This window comes from Alkalibacterium sp. m-11 (genome assembly GCF_054658155.1).
In genome coordinates this window covers 38,753-56,385 of sequence record NZ_BAAGIR010000001.1, presented here as the reverse complement: position 1 = coordinate 56,385, position 17,633 = coordinate 38,753, and the positions used below count along the sequence as shown (strand labels likewise).

At 42.6% G+C, this 17,633-nt stretch carries 17 protein-coding genes; 16 read left to right on the top strand and 1 reads right to left on the bottom strand.

The window, feature by feature from the left end:
• Nucleotide 1: 1 nt before the first annotated feature.
• The 8 genes from fmt to ACYQ2O_RS00215 all read left to right on the top strand — a co-directional run bounded on the left by fmt (nucleotide 2) and on the right by ACYQ2O_RS00215 (nucleotide 8,066).
• A complete protein-coding gene (fmt, locus tag ACYQ2O_RS00250) occupies nucleotides 2–946 on the top strand; it encodes a methionyl-tRNA formyltransferase (RefSeq protein ID WP_346024676.1) in 945 nt (314 codons plus the stop codon).
• Nucleotides 939–2,291, top strand: coding sequence for a 16S rRNA (cytosine(967)-C(5))-methyltransferase RsmB (gene rsmB / locus ACYQ2O_RS00245; RefSeq protein ID WP_346024677.1), 1,353 nt, complete (start codon nucleotides 939–941; stop codon nucleotides 2,289–2,291). The genes fmt and rsmB overlap by 8 nt, the downstream gene beginning before the upstream one ends.
• 103 nt (nucleotides 2,292–2,394) lie before the next feature.
• Nucleotides 2,395–3,123 carry a Stp1/IreP family PP2C-type Ser/Thr phosphatase gene (locus tag ACYQ2O_RS00240; protein WP_346024678.1) on the top strand — a complete coding sequence of 243 codons (729 nt, stop codon included), beginning with the start codon at nucleotides 2,395–2,397 and terminating at the stop codon, nucleotides 3,121–3,123.
• Entirely contained in the window at nucleotides 3,124–5,136 is a 2,013-nt protein-coding gene (gene pknB, locus ACYQ2O_RS00235; protein WP_346024679.1) for a Stk1 family PASTA domain-containing Ser/Thr kinase, read from the top strand. It begins immediately after the preceding gene.
• 14 nt (nucleotides 5,137–5,150) lie between these two features.
• Entirely contained in the window at nucleotides 5,151–6,065 is a 915-nt protein-coding gene (gene rsgA, locus ACYQ2O_RS00230) for a ribosome small subunit-dependent GTPase A (protein WP_346024680.1), read from the top strand.
• Nucleotides 6,065–6,718, top strand: a complete 654-nt coding sequence (gene rpe / locus ACYQ2O_RS00225; protein ID WP_346024681.1) for a ribulose-phosphate 3-epimerase — start codon at nucleotides 6,065–6,067, stop codon at nucleotides 6,716–6,718. Before rsgA ends, rpe begins: the two co-directional genes overlap by 1 nt.
• Entirely contained in the window at nucleotides 6,719–7,363 is a 645-nt protein-coding gene (locus ACYQ2O_RS00220; protein ID WP_346024682.1) for a thiamine diphosphokinase, read from the top strand.
• A 328-nt stretch (nucleotides 7,364–7,691) separates the two neighbouring features.
• Nucleotides 7,692–8,066 carry a PilZ domain-containing protein gene (locus ACYQ2O_RS00215; RefSeq protein ID WP_346024683.1) on the top strand — a complete coding sequence of 125 codons (375 nt, stop codon included), beginning with the start codon at nucleotides 7,692–7,694 and terminating at the stop codon, nucleotides 8,064–8,066.
• Nucleotides 8,067–8,260: 194 nt separating this feature from the next.
• Here the strand turns inward: ACYQ2O_RS00215 and rpmB are convergent, their stop codons facing one another.
• Nucleotides 8,261–8,449, bottom strand: a complete 189-nt coding sequence (gene rpmB / locus ACYQ2O_RS00210; protein ID WP_346024684.1) for a 50S ribosomal protein L28 — start codon at nucleotides 8,447–8,449, stop codon at nucleotides 8,261–8,263.
• 362 nt (nucleotides 8,450–8,811) lie between these two features.
• Between rpmB and ACYQ2O_RS00205 the strand changes: the two genes are divergently transcribed.
• The 8 genes from ACYQ2O_RS00205 to ACYQ2O_RS00170 all read left to right on the top strand — a co-directional run bounded on the left by ACYQ2O_RS00205 (nucleotide 8,812) and on the right by ACYQ2O_RS00170 (nucleotide 17,621).
• Nucleotides 8,812–9,177 (top strand): Asp23/Gls24 family envelope stress response protein, encoded by a 366-nt coding sequence (locus tag ACYQ2O_RS00205; protein WP_346024685.1) that lies wholly within the window; start codon nucleotides 8,812–8,814, stop codon nucleotides 9,175–9,177.
• 45 nt (nucleotides 9,178–9,222) lie between these two features.
• Nucleotides 9,223–10,881: a DAK2 domain-containing protein gene (locus tag ACYQ2O_RS00200; protein ID WP_428830613.1), complete on the top strand. Its 1,659-nt coding sequence runs from the start codon at nucleotides 9,223–9,225 to the stop codon at nucleotides 10,879–10,881.
• 78 nt (nucleotides 10,882–10,959) lie between these two features.
• A complete protein-coding gene (recG, locus tag ACYQ2O_RS00195; protein WP_346024686.1) occupies nucleotides 10,960–13,002 on the top strand; it encodes an ATP-dependent DNA helicase RecG in 2,043 nt (680 codons plus the stop codon).
• A 28-nt stretch (nucleotides 13,003–13,030) separates the two neighbouring features.
• Nucleotides 13,031–14,029, top strand: coding sequence for a phosphate acyltransferase PlsX (gene plsX, locus ACYQ2O_RS00190; protein WP_346024687.1), 999 nt, complete (start codon nucleotides 13,031–13,033; stop codon nucleotides 14,027–14,029).
• Nucleotides 14,030–14,197: 168 nt separating this feature from the next.
• Nucleotides 14,198–14,437: an acyl carrier protein gene (gene acpP, locus ACYQ2O_RS00185; RefSeq protein WP_346024688.1), complete on the top strand. Its 240-nt coding sequence runs from the start codon at nucleotides 14,198–14,200 to the stop codon at nucleotides 14,435–14,437.
• A 222-nt stretch (nucleotides 14,438–14,659) separates the two neighbouring features.
• The gene (locus ACYQ2O_RS00180; protein ID WP_091478800.1) at nucleotides 14,660–15,664 is read left to right on the top strand and encodes an ABC transporter ATP-binding protein; all 1,005 of its coding nucleotides are present in this window, start codon (nucleotides 14,660–14,662) and stop codon (nucleotides 15,662–15,664) included.
• Between the two features lie 2 nt (nucleotides 15,665–15,666).
• On the top strand, nucleotides 15,667–16,659 hold the full coding sequence (locus ACYQ2O_RS00175; protein ID WP_346024689.1) for an ATP-binding cassette domain-containing protein: 993 nt from the start codon (nucleotides 15,667–15,669) through the stop codon (nucleotides 16,657–16,659).
• A 2-nt stretch (nucleotides 16,660–16,661) separates the two neighbouring features.
• On the top strand, nucleotides 16,662–17,621 hold the full coding sequence (locus tag ACYQ2O_RS00170; protein ID WP_346024690.1) for an ABC transporter permease: 960 nt from the start codon (nucleotides 16,662–16,664) through the stop codon (nucleotides 17,619–17,621).
• Nucleotides 17,622–17,633 lie beyond the last annotated feature (12 nt).

The window sequence follows — 17,633 nt, the reverse complement described above, 5'->3', positions numbered from 1 at the left end:
TATGTATAAAATAGTATTTATGGGAACACCTGAATTTTCAGTACCGATACTGGAAGGACTTATACAGCAAGAAGATTACGAGGTGATTGGAGTTGTCACTCAGCCGGACCGTAAAGTGGGACGTAAAAAGGTGATGACCCCGCCACCTGTTAAAAAGAAAGCAGTTGAACATGGCATTGCTGTTTTCCAACCGGAAAAACTATCAGGATCCGAAGAGATGAATCAGGTGCTTGCGCTTGATCCGGATATCATCGTTACCGCTGCCTATGGACAGTATGTGCCGACGAAAATGCTTAAAGCGCCAAAGTATAAGGCAGTCAATGTGCACGCATCTCTGCTTCCAAAGTACAGAGGTGCGGCGCCTATTCATTATGCACTAATCAATGGGGATAGAGAAACAGGTGTAACCATCATGTACATGGAAAAGGAAATGGATGCAGGGGACATCATTTCCCAAAGGTCTCTGAGAATTGATCCGGAAGATACTGTTGGAACGCTTTTCAGTAAATTAAGTTTGATCGGCAGAGACCTCCTTCTGGACACCCTTCCGGATATCTTTTCCGGGACTCACACACCTGCAAGTCAGGATTTGTCTGAAGTGACCTATTCACCGATGATTTCCAGAGAGGAAGAAAAAATCGACTGGACTAAGCGAGCAGAGACCATCGCTTTTAAAGTACGTGGAATGAATCCATTTCCCGGAGCATATACCTTGCTGAAAGGTCAGAGATTCAAGATCTGGCGGGCAGAGGCAGTCAGTCAATCATCTGATAAAGAGCCTGGAACGATAGTCAGACTTACAAATAAGGACATGCAGATTCAGTGCGGAGAACAGACTGTCTTGTCCCTTAAGGAAGTTCAGCCATTCGGTAAGCCTAAAATGACGATAGAAGACTTTCTGTCCGGAGCAGTCAACCACTTAGAAGAAGGGGAACGATTTGAGTAATCAGAAGATAAAGCAAAGCAGCCGTTACCTGGCTGTTGAAATTTTAGACAAGGTTGAAGCCAGTCAGGCATTCAGTAATATTGTACTGAACGATGTCCTCAGACAGAATCAGCTGTCTCCAGAAGATACACGTTTTCTGACTGAGCTGGTATATGGTGTCATTCAGAATAAGCTGAAGCTGGATTATCAACTGGATCCATTTATCAGAAAACAGAAGAAAATAGATGGATGGGTCATGCAGCTGCTGCGTGTATCCTTATACCAAATCACACTTCTCGATAAAATACCTATGCATGCGATAGTCAATGAAGCTGTTAATATTGCTAAGGTCAGAGGAAACAGAGGGATCACAGGGTTTGTCAACGGCGTACTCCGTGCTATTGAGCGAAAAGGCGTACGCTCAGCAGATGACATCAGTGAACCGATAAAAAAATTGTCCATTATGTACAGTTACCCTGAGTGGATCGTTACGCTTCTATCAGAAGAAGTTGGAATGGAAGAGACAGAACAAATACTCGATTCCTTATCTGACAAGGCCCGCTTAAGTTTAAGGGTCAACACGACACTCAAGTCTGTGGAAGACGTTCAGAGGCAGCTGGAACTGGAAGGATTTGAAACTGAAAAGAGCAAAGTGTCTGCAAACGGACTGATTTGTCTGCGAGGTCTGCCTGTGCACTCGTCATTATTTAAGGATGGAGTCATCACGATTCAGGACGAAAGTTCCATGCTTGTTGCTGAAGCACTGCAAATTGAAGCTGGGGATGCGGTTCTGGACGCCTGTGCAGCACCAGGGGGGAAAACCACCCACATCGCCACTTATCTGGATAAAACCAAAGGCGGACAGGTGACCGCTCTTGATCTTCATGAGAAAAAAATAAGAAAAATAAGAGAAAATGCGGATCGACTGGGATTTGCTGATATAATAATAACGAATGCCATGGATGCGAGAAAAGCCGCTGAAACATTTGAACACGAGTCATTCGACAAGATACTTATTGATGCCCCGTGTTCAGGCTTAGGTCTTATGAGAAGGAAACCAGATATCCGCTACCAGAAAAGACTGTCAGATATAAATGCTCTGCAGAAAGTCCAGCTGGATATTCTGACTTCTGTCGCTCCGCTGCTGAAAAAAGGTGGACGACTTGTTTACAGTACCTGCACAATCACCAGAAAAGAAAATGATGACGTGGTAAAAGCTTTCCTCTCAGAACAGCCTTCATACGAAATCGAACCGGTTTATAGAAATAACTCGAGCATCAAGCTATCTGAAAATGGCTTTCTTCATCTGTACCCGCATCGGTACCATACGGACGGTTTTTTCATAGCTTCTTTGAGAAAGACATAGTCAGTTTAATTCTGTTCACTGATCATAGACTTATGGTCGGTGATTTACATAGGAAAATATGGAGTGATACAAACTGAATACTTATAAGAAAACACATATTGGAATGAGAACGACTAATCAGGATTTTGTCGAACTCTTTTATAATCAGGCCGATCAGCTGCTGGCTATTTTATGTGACGGCATGGGTGGACACAAGGCTGGAGATATTGCAAGCGAGATGGCTGTCATGCAGTTGGGTCACAGATGGCAGGAAACAGCTTTTGCCACTTCAGCAGATGTTAAGGAATGGCTTGACAGGCAGATCAATATAGAGAATCAGCGGATCTACAGAGTAGCCAGAACTTACAATGATCTTCAGGGAATGGGAACCACCCTTGTTACTGCAGCGTTTATTAATGAAGCGATCGTAATAGGAAACGTCGGGGACAGCAGAGCATACCAGCTGAATGCTGACAATGATATGCGTTTGATCACAGTCGATCATTCGTTTGCAAACGAACTCCACCTGAGCGGTGAAATTACTGAGGAAGAAGCGAAAAATCATCATCAGAGGCACACCCTCACACGCTCGCTAGGAGTGTTTGACAAAGTGATGATTGACTTTTTTGAACTGAATAAAGAAGAGACACAGTTGATCCTGCTCTGCTCCGATGGGCTGTCGAATGGGATCGACAGGAAAGAGATGAACAACATCGTAAAGAGTGAACTAAATTTAAGCAGCAAAGCTGAAGCCTTGATTGATGCTTCATTAAAAAATGGATCGACAGACAATATAACCGTCTGTCTGATCGATCTGACTGAACAGTCGCAGAATGTTAGGAGGGGAGCGTAAGTGATTCCCGGAGAAAGAATTAGCAACAGATATAAGATAATAAGAGAAATAGGATCCGGAGGTATGGCACAAGTTTACCTGGCAGAAGATCTTATCCTTGAAAGAAATGTGGCCGTTAAACTGATGGCCTATAATTTTCATAATGATGAGGCCAGTATCAGACGCTTCAAGAGAGAGGCCCTTTCAACAACTGAGCTGATACATCCGAATATAGTCAATGTGGTCGATGTAGGGGAAGATGATACACCTTACATCGTCATGGAATACGTGGAGGGATACGATCTTAAGGAATTTATTCGTCAGAACCATCCGATTCCCTATAAAAAAACAATCGAAATCATGTCTCAGATTTTAGCTGCTGTAGAATATGCACATAATCACAATATTATCCATAGAGACCTTAAACCGCAGAATATTCTTATCGATCATAGTGAAAAAGTAAAAATAACGGACTTTGGGATTGCAGTAGCATTGTCAGAAAATTCCATTACTCAAACTAACTCGCTGCTGGGATCCGTTCACTATATTTCGCCCGAGCAAGCGAGAGGAAGTATGGCAACGAAGCAATCAGATATCTATTCACTGGGTATCCTTCTTTACGAACTGCTCTCTGCCCGTGTGCCATTCGATGGGGAGTCTCCAGTATCGATTGCCTTGAAGCATTTCCAGAACGACATGCCTTCATTAAAAGAAAACGATTCTTCGCTTCCGCAGGCTCTCGAAAATGTTGTTCTAAAAGCCACAGCTAAAGAACCGGGTGATCGTTACCGGTCTGTCTCAGAGATGAAGAAGGATCTTGAAACATCATTGTCAGAATCACGGGCAGAAGAAATGAAATTTATGCCTGTATCGACACACGATGATGAAACACGTATGATTGAACCGGTAAAAATCAGACCGGATAAAACTGAAGCACCTTCAGCTGAGCAAAAACCAGTTGAAGAGCCGGATAGAGCTGCACCCGAACCTAATAAAGAGAAGAAGAGAAAACGGCGGAGGAAAGGCTTGCTTTTCATCATTCTTCTTCTTTTGATGCTGATTGGCTCTCTTCTGGTCTTCAGTATGACACGACCAAGAGAGGTGAGTGTGCCGGATCTATCAGGCCTTACTCTGGAGGAGGCCGAAGAAGAACTGGAAGAACTGAATTTGCAGGTGGGAGATATCATTGAGCAGAACAGCATTGATGTGGAAGCAGGTAGAATAATCCGTACAAATCCGTCACCTGATGCAGTACTCCGGGAATTTGCTTCAGTTAACCTGTTTGTCAGCCTGGGGGAAGAGATGATCACCCTTGAAGATTATGAAAATGTCTCATATGAGGATGCGAGGGCTGAACTGACAGATATGGGCTTCACTGTAGAAAGAGAAGACGTATTCAGTAATGATATATCTGAAGGGAATGTCGTCTCCCAAAGTATATCTGCCGGCGAAGAAGTAGTGCCAAGTGAATCGACGATCACCCTTCAAGTAAGCAGCGGTCCGGAAGGCTTTACTCTAAGGCGTCTTGTCGGATATTCTTCTGTAGGAGTAGAAGACTATGCCGATGATCTGAACCTTTCAGTAACTATTACCAATGAACCGCACGATACTATTCCTGAAGGACAGGTTGCCCGACAGTCTCCTGAACCGGGAACAACGGTATATCCGGGATCGAGAATCTCAGTTGTCTTCTCAACTGGGCCTGAAGAACCCGAATATGTAACGTTTGACAGAGGTATCATCATTGAGTACCTAAGTGAGACAGAAGAAGAGGCAGAAAATGATGGAGATGAAGAAAATGAAGAAGATGATGAAAACGGAGAATCAGACGAAGGGCTGACACCCAATGCCATTGAGATTTATGTCGAAGATGCTGAGCACTCGTTTGACGATGTCTACCGAGCCTTTGACATCTATGAGGACACTCCGCAAATCATTACATTCGTAGTGGAAGAAGGGCAGACAGCCAGTTTCCGAATCGTTAGAGACGGGGAAGTCATCAGAGAAGAAACAGGGATAAGCCCGAACGACTAGAAGGAGGAAGGTACTTGCACGAAGGACGAATAATAAAAGCCCTCAGCGGTTTCTACTATATCCAGACACCTGAAAAAGATGTGTATCAGACCCGTCCAAGAGGGATTTTCAGAAATAGAAATGAAACACCTCTCGTCGGTGATAAAGTGAAGTTTACATTCGAGACAGACAAAGAAGGAACACTGGAAGAAATAATGCCGAGAGAAAATGAACTGTCGCGTCCATCCGTTGCCAATGTGGATCTGGGCTTTGTCATCATGTCGGTCAAGGACCCGGATTTTTCTACTTCACTTCTTGACCGTTATCTTGTGTCTCTTGAGCAGCATCATATCAGACCGGTCATCTACATTACCAAGACAGACCTGACGACAGATGAAGAATACGCTGCTGCAGAGGATCTTGCCGATATTTATACTTCTATCGGATACAAAGTGATATTACCGGATCAAAATAAGCAGGTGAGTCCAGTGACACTGCAGGAGAGATTTGGAGATCTTGTCAAAGATAAGCTGGCAGTGTTCATGGGGCAGTCCGGAGCTGGCAAGTCAACCCTGCTGAACAGTCTTAACCCGGAACTTAAACTGAAGATTGGGGAAACCTCCAAATCACTTGGAAGAGGAAGGCATACGACACGACACGTTGAGCTTGTGCCTTTACTCGGAGGCCTGGTTGCAGATACGCCTGGTTTCAGTGCGATTCAGTTTGAAGAGCTGGATGCACAGGATCTTTCAGCCTGTTTTCCGGAAATCTGGGAAAAAGGAAAAGACTGTCGGTTCAGCGGATGTATACATCAGAATGAACCAAATTGTGCCGTCAAGAAGGCTGTAGAAGAACAGGTGATAGCATCATTTAGATACAACAACTATCTCTCTCTTATCGAAGAGATACAGAACAGAAAACCACGTTATGGAAAGAAGAGGGGAAAATAATGGTTAAAATTGCGCCATCTATTCTTAGTGCGGATTTTGCGGAACTGAAGAAAGAGATTCAGAAGGTCGAGGATGGGGGAGCAGACTGGATCCATATTGATACGATGGATGGTCATTTTGTACCCAATCTGTCCTTTGGTGTGCCGATAGTCAAATCAGTGCGACCGCACACCCAATTGCCTCTTGACTGTCATCTGATGGTAGAAAACCCTGAAAATTATATCAATGACTTTGCTGAGTCAGGAGCAGATATTATTTCGATTCACGCTGAAAGCACGGTCCATCTTCATCGTGCTCTCCAGATGATCCGGTCAGCTGAAGTTAAAGCAGGTCTGGTAATCAATCCGGCCACTCCCGTCTCCATGATAGCTGATAGTCTGCACATGACAGATCTCGTCCTGGTCATGACAGTCAATCCTGGATTTGGAGGGCAGTCGTTCATTAAAGAGACGGTCAGTAAGATAGAGCAGCTGGCTGCTCTGAAACAAGAGCACGGGTACTCTTATGAAATAGAAGTTGACGGTGGAATAAATGATGAGACTGCAAAAGTCTGTATAGAAGCAGGCGCCACAGTATTGGTAGCCGGTTCATACGTCTATGGTGCAAGTGATGCTGGACAGCAGATCACCAATCTGAAACAGTCGGTGAAGTAGATGAGTACGATCCATATTATGCTGGGCAGCCCGGATGAGCAAAGAGCCTGGCCTCCAAAGAAACAGCAGGATCACTACATCGGAGTGGACAGAGGGGCGTTTTACCTAACTGAAAATGGCTACAGTCCTGACCTGGCTCTTGGCGATTTCGATTCGATTTCAGAGATGGAAAAGCAGAAGATAAAAGAACATGTTGGGACATTTATTGAAGTAGATCCTGATAAAGAAGATACGGATGCAGAGCTTAGTCTGGTCTATGCCATGAAGCAGTTTGACTCAGAAAAAGTGATTGTCTATGGCTGGTCAGGTGGGCGTCTGGATCATCTGATGAGCATTCTTATGATTCCATTGCAGCCTAGATTCCACAACATCCAAGAAAAAATAGAGTTTGTCAATCAGACTAACAGCATAAAATATTATCAGCCCGGCGTACACAAAGTGGTTAAAGAGCAGAATAAAACTTACTGCTCTGTTATCGGGATGACTCCGGTCAAGCACCTGTCTCTTGGTCAGGGGTTCAAGTATCAGCTCGATGGAGCAGATTATGACTACCCAGCAGCTCTGATCAGTAACGAGTTCGTGGCAGCAACTGCAAACCTGTCCTTTAAGTCGGGTATAATAGCTTTTGTTCAAAGTAGAGACTGAATACATTTATATCAGATTATGATTTCAGGAATGATAAGAAATCCAGATGACTAAACTTTGACTGAACGAAAAGCAATGAGACCTCTCCAAAAGTGGCGAGAGTCCTCATTGTTTTTTTAGTCAGAAGAATCAGGTGGCGAAAGGATGATAGTGACAGATCCAATCCCTTATTAAAATATAGTTGTCTGAACACCATACTGAAGACAGCAGGTGATATGTCTAAAGTTAAAATTTTTAGTATAGACCGCTCTCCGATATGTTAATATAGAAATATAATAATTGATACCATAACAAATTAAGCTTTTACATAGCGAATAGAGGTATGCAGATGATTAGTAATAGAAGGAAGTTCTTCCGCTGCCGGATCAGTGGGTTCAAAGAAGCGACGATGATCCTACCGGCAAAGGAAGATAGAGTGTATACAGTAACACTCAGCAATATTAGTGGTAACGGATTGTCCTTTGTGAGCAGAGAAACATTCAAGGTCACCGAGTTTCTGACATATACATTTAAATTTGAACTGGAAGAAGAATGGTTTGAACTGGAGGGATGCATTATCCGCAAGAGCGGAGAGGAGAACCGGTACATTAAGTACGGCGTAAAACTAGCTCCTTTATCAGTAAAAGAAGAGTCAAGACTAATAGGAGTGATAAATAAGTATCAGATCAAACAGAATAAATCTGATCTTTTTTCAGAAGACTGAACTTTATTTATGTTTGCTGAGATCCTTTAAGTGCTATTCCATTAAAACAACCCGACTGTCCATGACTAGTTTGTCCTGGGCTGTAGGGTTGTTTTGCTGATTGTCTTAGGTAACCCATTTTAAAAAAATAAAATATCAAAAAAAACCTGCATATGCTAAATTACTTAACATCTGCAGGCTCCATGATTTTATTATTATACGCGTTCAACTTTTCCTGATTTTAAAGCGCGGGCAGAAACCCATAATTTTTTAGGTTTTCCATCAACCATGATACGAACTTTTTGTAAATTCGCAGCGAAGCGACGTTTTGATTTGTTGTTAGCGTGTGAGCGGTTGTTTCCGCTTCTAGCTTTACGTCCAGTTACAAAACATTCTTTAGCCATTTTTTCTCCTCCTTCGTGCATAGCTTTAACAAACAAAGCTAACTCATACTTATATAAAGTATCACATATCAGTGAATGAAGCAAGTCTTTTTTTGTAATCGTTCAAGGATTATTACTTTACAGCCGACGGTATACATTTTTTTCTGTAAGTCGTTATGAATACTAAGTTTTATCTACAAAAGTAGGCTGGAACAGTGTATACTGGAGGATATAACATAAACAGTTTATTCATCACATACCCAGAGGCAAGGTCCGGATTATCTTGCCTTTTTTTACGGGGTGCGATATGCTAAAATATGTTTGAATATCAAAGAAACCTTTAAAAAAAATCTGTATATATAGTAGGAGAAAGGGGAAAAAGGATGAGTGTTCAGTTGAACAATGAATTTGGAACGATTGAAATGTCAAATGATGTCATATCGACTGTAGTGGGTGGAGCAGCTACTGAGATTTTCGGAATCGTAGGTATGGCTAGCCGTAAACATGTGAGAGATGGGATCAATGAAATCCTAAATAGAGACAACTACTCAAGAGGTGTAGAGGTCAGACAGGAAGATCAGGGTATTGTTGTAGATGTCTACATCGTAGTCAGTTACGGCACGAAAATAACTGAAGTATCTAAAAATGTTCAGGAGCTAGTGAGATACCAGCTGGAACATGACCTGGGTATTGTCGCCAGTTCAGTGAATGTATATGTTCAGGGCGTAAGAGTTCAAAATGACATGTAAGCCATAGTCACTGTTCTAAAAGTGACAAAGGAGGAAATTGCAAAAGTGGATGCTAAGAGTTTAAAATCAAAAAAGTTTAAAGAAATGGTGGCCCTGGGTAGAAAACGTCTGGACGAACAGACTGAATATGTCAACTCATTGAATGTATTCCCGGTACCGGATGGTGATACAGGGACAAATATGAATTTATCATTTACCAGCGGAACGAATGCTGTTAAAGATTCAACCAGTGACAACATGGGAGACACTGCCCAGGCACTGGCCAAGGGTCTGCTTATGGGTGCCCGTGGAAATTCCGGTGTTATTCTTTCCCAGCTTTTCAGAGGCTTCTCTAAAGCGATCGAAGGCAAAGAAGAAATCAATGCACAGGAATTAGCTGCAGCTTTTCAAGGTGGAGTAGACACAGCCTACAACGCAGTGATGAAACCTGTAGAAGGGACAATACTGACAGTTGCAAGACAGTCAGCAAAAGCCGGATCGAAAAAGGCTGAGGAAACTGACGACGTTATCGAGATAATGGAAACTGTCCTCACTGCTGCTAAAAAATCACTTAAAAAGACTCCTGATCTTCTGCCGGTTCTTAAAGAAGTAGGCGTGGTTGACAGTGGCGGACAAGGTCTAGTCTATATTTATGAAGGCTTTCTTTCTTCACTGACTGGAGAAGAGCTTGTTGAAGAAGGACATGAACTGGATGAACTGGTTCGTGCAGAACACCATAGAGGCGGCGTGCATGAGCATGTATCAACTGAAGACATCACGTTTGGATACTGTACTGAAATTATGGTTCGTATCGGCGAAGGGGAAACAGTTGAGCAGGAATTTGACTACGAAGAGTTCAGAAATTACTTAGATAAACTCGGAGATTCTCTTCTAGTCGTATCAGATGAAGAAGTCATCAAAGTGCACGTGCATACCGAAAAACCGGGCGAAGTCATGAACTACGGTCAGAAATTCGGCTCACTGATGAAGATCAAAGTCGATAATATGCGTGAGCAGCACTCTAAGCTGTCTCATTCTGACGAATCTACTCCGCAGACTACTAAGAAAAAAGATTTTGCTGTTGTAGCTATAGCTCCTGGAGAAGGGCTTAAAGTCCTGTTTGAAAGTCTGGGTGTTGACTATGTGCTTCAAGGTGGACAGACGATGAATCCAAGTACTGAAGATATCGTCAAAGCCATGGAAAGCGTACCGGCTGACAACTACATTATTCTGCCTAACAATAAGAATATCTTCATGGCTGCTGAGCAGGCTGCACAAGTCGTCGAAGCAAGTGCAGCTGTCGTTGAGACACGTACGATTCAGCAAGGGCTGACAGCTATGCTGGGATACAATCCGGCACATGATCTGGAAACAAACAAAGAGACAATGACTGAAGAACTGGATCTTGTAAAATCCGGTCAAATCACTTTTGCAGTTAGAGACACCGAAATCAACGGCCTGGCGATCCGCAAGGACGATTTCATGGGTCTGATCGATGGAGAAATCAAAGTAACAGAACCTGATATGTTTGATGTAGCGGTAAAGACAATAGAGCTGATGATTGATGAAGACAGCGAGATCGTCACACTGCTTATCGGTGAAGATGGAACTGAAGAAGAAGCTGAAAAAATCTCTGAGTATATCAATGATCACTTCCCTGATTTGGAAGTTGAAATTCATGCTGGAGATCAGCCCGTTTATCCGTATCTGATTTCTGTAGAATAATTATTAAGAGGAATAGGAGAAACGACTTGTGATTCTGTTGTTTCCTCTATTCCTGTTTTTTTAGAAAGGAGAGAGTTTGTGAATCAGTCTATTCAAGACCCGGTATCAGTACTCTCAGGCGTTGGAGAAAAAAGAGTCGATGCTCTGAACGATTTGGGGATTTACACCATTTACGATCTTCTGACCCATTATCCCTTTCGCTATGAAGACCTGACTGTGAGAGCTATCGATGAAATTGAAGATAACGAAAAAGTGGTGCTGGAAGGCATTGCACTGTCAGATGGTGTATTAAGTCACTTCGGGAGAAGAAAGAATCGACTGACTTTCCGTATCAACTGCGATCATGTGATAGTTAGCGTGACTTTCTTTAATCAGCCTTTCCTTCAGAAACAGGTACAGGCCGGTAACCTTTTAAAGATATACGGGCGCTGGGATATCAATAGAAAACAGCTTAACGGCATAAAAATCCTTTCTACAGGAAATGAGAATCAGAATACCGAGGCCATTTACCATACTACGAAAAAAATCAGACAGTCTACTTTTCTCAAACTGATAAAACAAGCATGGGACATTTATCATCCTTTTATAGAGGATAATATACCACTGACTCTACTGGAAGAGTATCAGCTGTCGAGCATGAAAGAGACGATATTCAATATGCATTTTCCGGAAAGTGATGAGCAGCTTGAAAAGGCCCGGTACTCAGTTGTATTCAGAGAGTTTTTTTACTATCAGATGAAACTGATCTGGCGCAAGAAACAGCTGAAGAACAGCCAGTTTGGTAATCGTATCGAATATAATGTTGATAGACTGAAGTCATTTTTCAGGAGTCTGCCATACGAACTGACGGAGGCTCAGAAAAGAGTAGTCAATGAAGTCTGTAAAGATCTTCTGTCTTCCCGCCAGATGTTCAGACTGGTGCAGGGGGACGTTGGGAGCGGAAAGACAGTGGTAGCCGCTGCAGCGATATTAGCTGCCCAAACAGATGGCAGGCAGACGGCATTCATGGCACCTACTGAAATTCTTGCCGCTCAGCACAAAGAGTCTCTTGATGAGATGTTCCTTGATATAGACATTACAGTTGCTCTGCTGACGGGATCTACTCGTAAGAAAGAAAGAGATGCCATCCTTGAAGGTCTGGAAAATGGATCGATTGATTGTGTCGTTGGAACCCATGCTTTGATACAGGAAGGGGTCAATTACAAGTCTCTCGCTCTCGTCATCACTGATGAGCAGCATCGGTTCGGAGTGAACCAGAGAAAAGCTTTGAGAGAAAAGGGCTATCACCCCGACGTACTCTTCATGACGGCCACCCCTATACCTAGAACGTTATCGATTACGGCATATGGAGAGATGGATGTATCGATCATCGATGAAATGCCAAAGGGAAGGAAACCGATATCCACTTACTGGATCCGTCCGGCTCATTTTGACAGACTGATTGGATTTGTACAGAAAGAGTTGAGTAAAGGCCACCAGGTTTATGTCATCAGCCCGCTGATTGAAGAGTCGGAAACCATGGATCTTGAAAACGTAACTGCGCTGCAGGCCACCTACCAGGAAGCTCTAGGAAGTCAGGCATCAGTCGGGCTGCTTCATGGTAAAATGACACCTTCAGAAAAAGAAGAAGTTATGACAGCATTTCAGGCAAACGAACTGAATGTGCTCGTCTCGACAACAGTCATCGAAGTAGGCGTAAATGTCCCGAACGCTACATTAATGGTCATTCACGACGCAGACCGGTTCGGCCTGGCTCAGCTGCATCAGCTGAGAGGCAGAGTAGGGCGTGGAGCAGATGAATCTTACTGTGTTCTGATCGCTGATCCCAAAGGAGAAAAAGGAGCAGAGCGAATGAAAATCGTCACCGAAACGAGTGACGGCTTTGTCCTCAGTGAGAAGGATCTGGAAATGCGTGGGTCCGGAGATATGTTCGGGTTGAAGCAGTCGGGGATGCCTGAATTCAAACTTGCTGATATCAATGAAGATGCAGTAATTTTAGAAGACGCTCGTAAGCAGGCTATACTTCTACTGAATTCAGAACAGTTTTATCAGGAAGAAGCGTATGCTGGACTCAGAAATGAGATAGGAATCATCCTCGATCAGCAGCCGATCCTTGACTAACATTAGAAAGTAACAGGAGGAAATTAAAGTGAGAATTGCTGTAGATGCTATGGGCGGAGATAACGCCCCTAAAGAAATCGTTAAAGGTTGTTTAAGGGCAGCCAGAGAATTTTCAGACGTGACACTTGTCTTATATGGGAAGGAAGAAGCCATCAGAAATGAATTGAGCGAAGATCTTCCTAACATCGAGATCGTTCACTCTGAAGAAGTGGTCAAAAGTGATGACGATCCAGTCAGATCAATTCGAAGAAAAAAAGAATCATCGATGGTCAAAGCTGCTTACTCTGTAAAAAATGGTGAAAACCATGCCTTGTTCTCTGCAGGGAACACCGGCGCGCTTCTTGCTGCAGGAACATTGATTATTGGTCGTATGAAAGGGATCGATCGTCCCGGACTTCTGGCGACATTTCCTGCATTATCAGATAAACGCGCAGTTTTCAATATGATCGATGTAGGGGCAAATGCAGATTCGAAACCCCTGAATATCAATCAGTATGCCACTTTAGGGACCTATTACTCAAAGCATGTCCACGGCATAGTTAAGCCGACTGTTGGGCTGCTGAATAACGGAACAGAAGAAAACAAAGGAAATGACCTGTCCAAATCATCGTATGCCTTATTAAAAGAGAACGATGCAATCAATTTTATCGGTAATGTAGAAGCAAGAGACCTTTTGGATGGAGTTGCTGATGTCGTTGTTACTGATGGATTTACAGGGAATGCGGTGCTTAAAACAATTGAAGGGACCGCGATCTCTCTGATGAGCGTCATTAAGGGTGCGATCATGGACAACGGGATCAAAGCCAAACTTGGCGGGCTGATGCTTAAAGACAGTCTTAAAGAAGTGAAAGATCTGCTAGATTATTCCAAGTATGGAGGAGCAGTCCTGTTTGGTCTTAAAGCACCGGTTATAAAGACGCATGGATCAGCAACAGAAGAGCCCGTTTATCATACGATCAGACAGATAAGAGAAATGCTCGAATCTAGTCTCCTCGAAGATCTAATCAGGCATTTCGAAAATCAGTAAGTACAGGCTCATCTGTAATATATGACGTTTTTTTGTAATTCTTTTTAAATATATGGAAATTACAATGAGGATGTTATACAATTATCCTTATGAATCAAATGATATTTTAATAATAGATTAATAGAAATAATAGAATCTGATCAATTATCAGTGAGGGAGTAGAGTAGAATGAGTGAACAGGAAGTATTTGATAAAGTTAAAAACATTATTGTTGAGCGTTTAGGTGTAGATGAAGAAAAAATTACACGCGACACTACTTTTAAAGATGATCTGGGAGCAGACTCCCTGGATATAGTGGAACTGGTCATGGAAATGGAAGACACATTTGGTAAAGAAATATCAGATGAAGACGCTGAACAGATCACAACTGTCGGAAAAGCAGTCGATTACATCAAGAGTAACGCATAGTTTATTTTGAACAAAATATGACTCCTTGAGTTTGATTAGAATAAAGTTAGAAAAAAAGCTTGAAAATTTAACTTATTGTTATAAAATTAAAAAAAGAGTATTGATGTTATAATAAATCAGGTGTATAATTCGATTTATATTATTAAGCTTTTAATGAAAATCAAATGAAAGTTTAATAATCTTCTCTGACTTACAGGGAAGTAGAGTATAGGAGGTTAAGTAGTGGCCGTCGAACGAAGTTTGTTAGAGGTTAACAACTTAGAAACAGGATTCAGATTTGGAGATGTTTACCACAACGCTGTAGATGGCGTGTCATTGACGCTGAAGAAAAATGAGATACTTGCAATAGTCGGTGAGTCCGGCTGCGGGAAATCTACTTTGGCTACATCGATCATGGGACTTCACGATCATAAGAACACCCAAATTAAAGGAGAAGTATTATATAAAGATTTAAACCTTCTCGACTTGAATGAAAAGTTGTATAACCGAATTAGAGGTAATGACATAGGTATGATTTTTCAGGATCCATTGGGGTCTCTAAATCCACTTATGACTATTTTTAATCAAATATCAGAATCACTTGAATACCATTCTGATTTAAATGAACAGCAGCGTAAAGACCGAGTGCTTGAACTGCTGAACCAGGTTGGGATCCCCCGCCCTGAACAGATAATGAAAGCTTATCCGCATGAGTTGTCAGGTGGAATGAGACAGAGGGTCGTCATTGCGATCGCACTGGCCAACAAGCCGCCTATCATCATTGCAGATGAACCGACTACCGCATTGGATGTTACCATTCAGGCTCAGATTCTTGACCTGATGAATGACATACAGGACGAAACAGGTTCAGGAATTATCCTGATCACTCACGACCTGGGCGTTGTAGCAGAAACAGCGGATAGAGTAGCTGTCATGTATGCAGGACAAATTGTGGAAGAAGCACCGGTTGAAGAACTGTTTGCCAATCCCAAGCACCCATACACACGTTCTTTACTTAACTCCATTCCTCATGAACTGGAAAGTGATGATGATGAGCTTCATGTTATACATGGAACTGTTCCTTCTCTTCAGAAACTGCCAAGAAAAGGGTGCCGTTTTGCTCCGCGTATTCCATGGATTCCTGAAAGTGCACATGAAGAAAATCCAGTTCTGCATGAAGTGAGTCCAAACCACAAAGTGAGATGTACATGCTGGAAGCATTTCCACTTTGAAGGGGAGGAAAAATAATAATGGGATTTATTGAAGTTAAAGATTTAAAAGTACATTATCCGATCCGAGGCGGCGTGCTGAACACGATTCAGAGCTATGTAAAAGCCGTCGATGGTGTCAACCTGACGATTGAAGGCGGGAAGACATACGGTCTGGTTGGAGAATCAGGATCAGGAAAGACGACGATCGGAAAGACGATCATTGGTCTTGAGAAAGCGACTTCAGGACAGATCATGTATGAGGGACAGAATGTAACTAATAAAGCTAGAAGCCGCAAAGAAAAATATGCAGCGTATAACAAAGACGTTCAGATGATTTTCCAGGATGCAACATCATCCATGAATCCGAAGAAGCGTATTCTAGATGTTATTGCAGAACCTATGCGTAATTACTTTGATTATACTCCAGATGAAATCAAGCGTAGAGTTGTGGATCTACTTGAGATCGTTGGGATGAATGCAGAGGCTATGTACAAATACCCTCATGAATTCTCCGGTGGACAGAGACAGAGAATAGGTGTTGCCCGTGCCGTTGCCAGTGATCCGAAACTGATCATTGCTGATGAACCTACATCTGCTTTGGACCTTTCCGTCCAGGCTCAGGTTCTTAACTTTATGAGACGTATTCAGAAAGAGTATAACTTAAGTTACCTTTTCATTTCACATGACCTTGGTGTGGTTCAGCACATGTCAGACGACATTGCGATCATGCACAGAGGACGTTTCGTTGAACAAGGGTCAAAAAAGGAAATCTACAGCAACCCGCAGCATATTTACACTAAACGTCTCCTGTCAGCGATTCCAGATATGGATCCGACTACCAGAGCTGCTCATAAAGTTGAAAGACAGCGCGTAGAAGCCGAGTACGATGCACAGGAAACAGAATACTATGATCCTGACGGGCGAGTATATGATCTGCAGGAATTCAAAAAAGATCACCTTGTTGCTCTTCAGCCGGAAGCACCTAATGCTTCTCTGCAAAATGAGAAAGTGAAAACAGGAGGGGAACGTTAGACATGTGGAAGACGATTTTTAGACGAATACTTTTAATGATTCCTCAAATTATTATTTTAAGTATCCTGATTTTTATTATTGCTGATTTCATGCCTGGAGACCCATTCCGAGGACTGGTCGATCCTAACTTGGACCCGGCTCATCTTGAGGCTCAGCGTGAAGCGTTTGGATTAAACGATCCTCTGCCTGTCAGATATGTCAGATGGGTTGGAGATGCTCTTCAAGGTGATTTCGGACGAAGTTTCACCTATCAGCAGCCAGTGGTGGCTGTAATAGGTGCAAGACTAGGAAATACTGTAAGGCTGTCCTTGTTATCAGTTATTCTGACGTATCTTATCGGTCTGCCTTTGGGAATACTGGCTGGAAGATATAATGAGTCTGTACTGGATAAAACAGTACTGGTCTATAACTTTGTCAGTTTCGCCGTTCCGATATTCGTATTGGCCCTGCTGATGGTCTGGATATTCGGGTACAACCTTAACTGGTTCCCATCCAGAGGGTCGGTCAGCATCAATGCTAGTACCCCTTGGGAAGTTTGGACAAGTCGATTATATCACTTGATACTTCCGTCTATTACAACCGCGATTTTAGGTACCACGTCTATTATTCAGTATCTAAGAAGTGAAATAATTGATGCCAAAGTATCAGACTATGTGAAGACAGCACGATCTAAAGGTGTGCCAATATCCAAGGTCTATACTAAACACATCTTCAGAAATGCATCACTTCCAATCGCATCAGGATTTGGATTTACGATTGTAAGTCTATTTACCGGATCAATCTTTATCGAACAGATCTTTAATTTCCGCGGTATGGGATATTTATTCCTCCAGTCAATCAACACGCGAGATTACAGTGTCATTTTTGTCCTTGTGTTGTTCTACGGATTCTTAGGGTTGATAGGGACATTACTTTCAGATTTGATCTTGATGGCTGTAGATCCACGTATTAGAATTGATTAGATTATTTTCAAC

Coding starts and splice junctions, on each gene's coding strand:
- fmt (WP_346024676.1), top strand. CDS start 2: ATGTATAAAATAGTATTTATGGGAACACCTGAATTTTCAGTACCGATA.
- ACYQ2O_RS00240 (WP_346024678.1), top strand. CDS start 2,395: ATGAGAACGACTAATCAGGATTTTGTCGAACTCTTTTATAATCAGGCC.
- rpe (WP_346024681.1), top strand. CDS start 6,065: ATGGTTAAAATTGCGCCATCTATTCTTAGTGCGGATTTTGCGGAACTG.
- ACYQ2O_RS00220 (WP_346024682.1), top strand. CDS start 6,719: ATGAGTACGATCCATATTATGCTGGGCAGCCCGGATGAGCAAAGAGCC.
- ACYQ2O_RS00215 (WP_346024683.1), top strand. CDS start 7,692: ATGATTAGTAATAGAAGGAAGTTCTTCCGCTGCCGGATCAGTGGGTTC.
- rpmB (WP_346024684.1), bottom strand. CDS start 8,449: ATGGCTAAAGAATGTTTTGTAACTGGACGTAAAGCTAGAAGCGGAAAC.
- ACYQ2O_RS00205 (WP_346024685.1), top strand. CDS start 8,812: ATGAGTGTTCAGTTGAACAATGAATTTGGAACGATTGAAATGTCAAAT.
- acpP (WP_346024688.1), top strand. CDS start 14,198: ATGAGTGAACAGGAAGTATTTGATAAAGTTAAAAACATTATTGTTGAG.
- ACYQ2O_RS00175 (WP_346024689.1), top strand. CDS start 15,667: ATGGGATTTATTGAAGTTAAAGATTTAAAAGTACATTATCCGATCCGA.
- ACYQ2O_RS00170 (WP_346024690.1), top strand. CDS start 16,662: ATGTGGAAGACGATTTTTAGACGAATACTTTTAATGATTCCTCAAATT.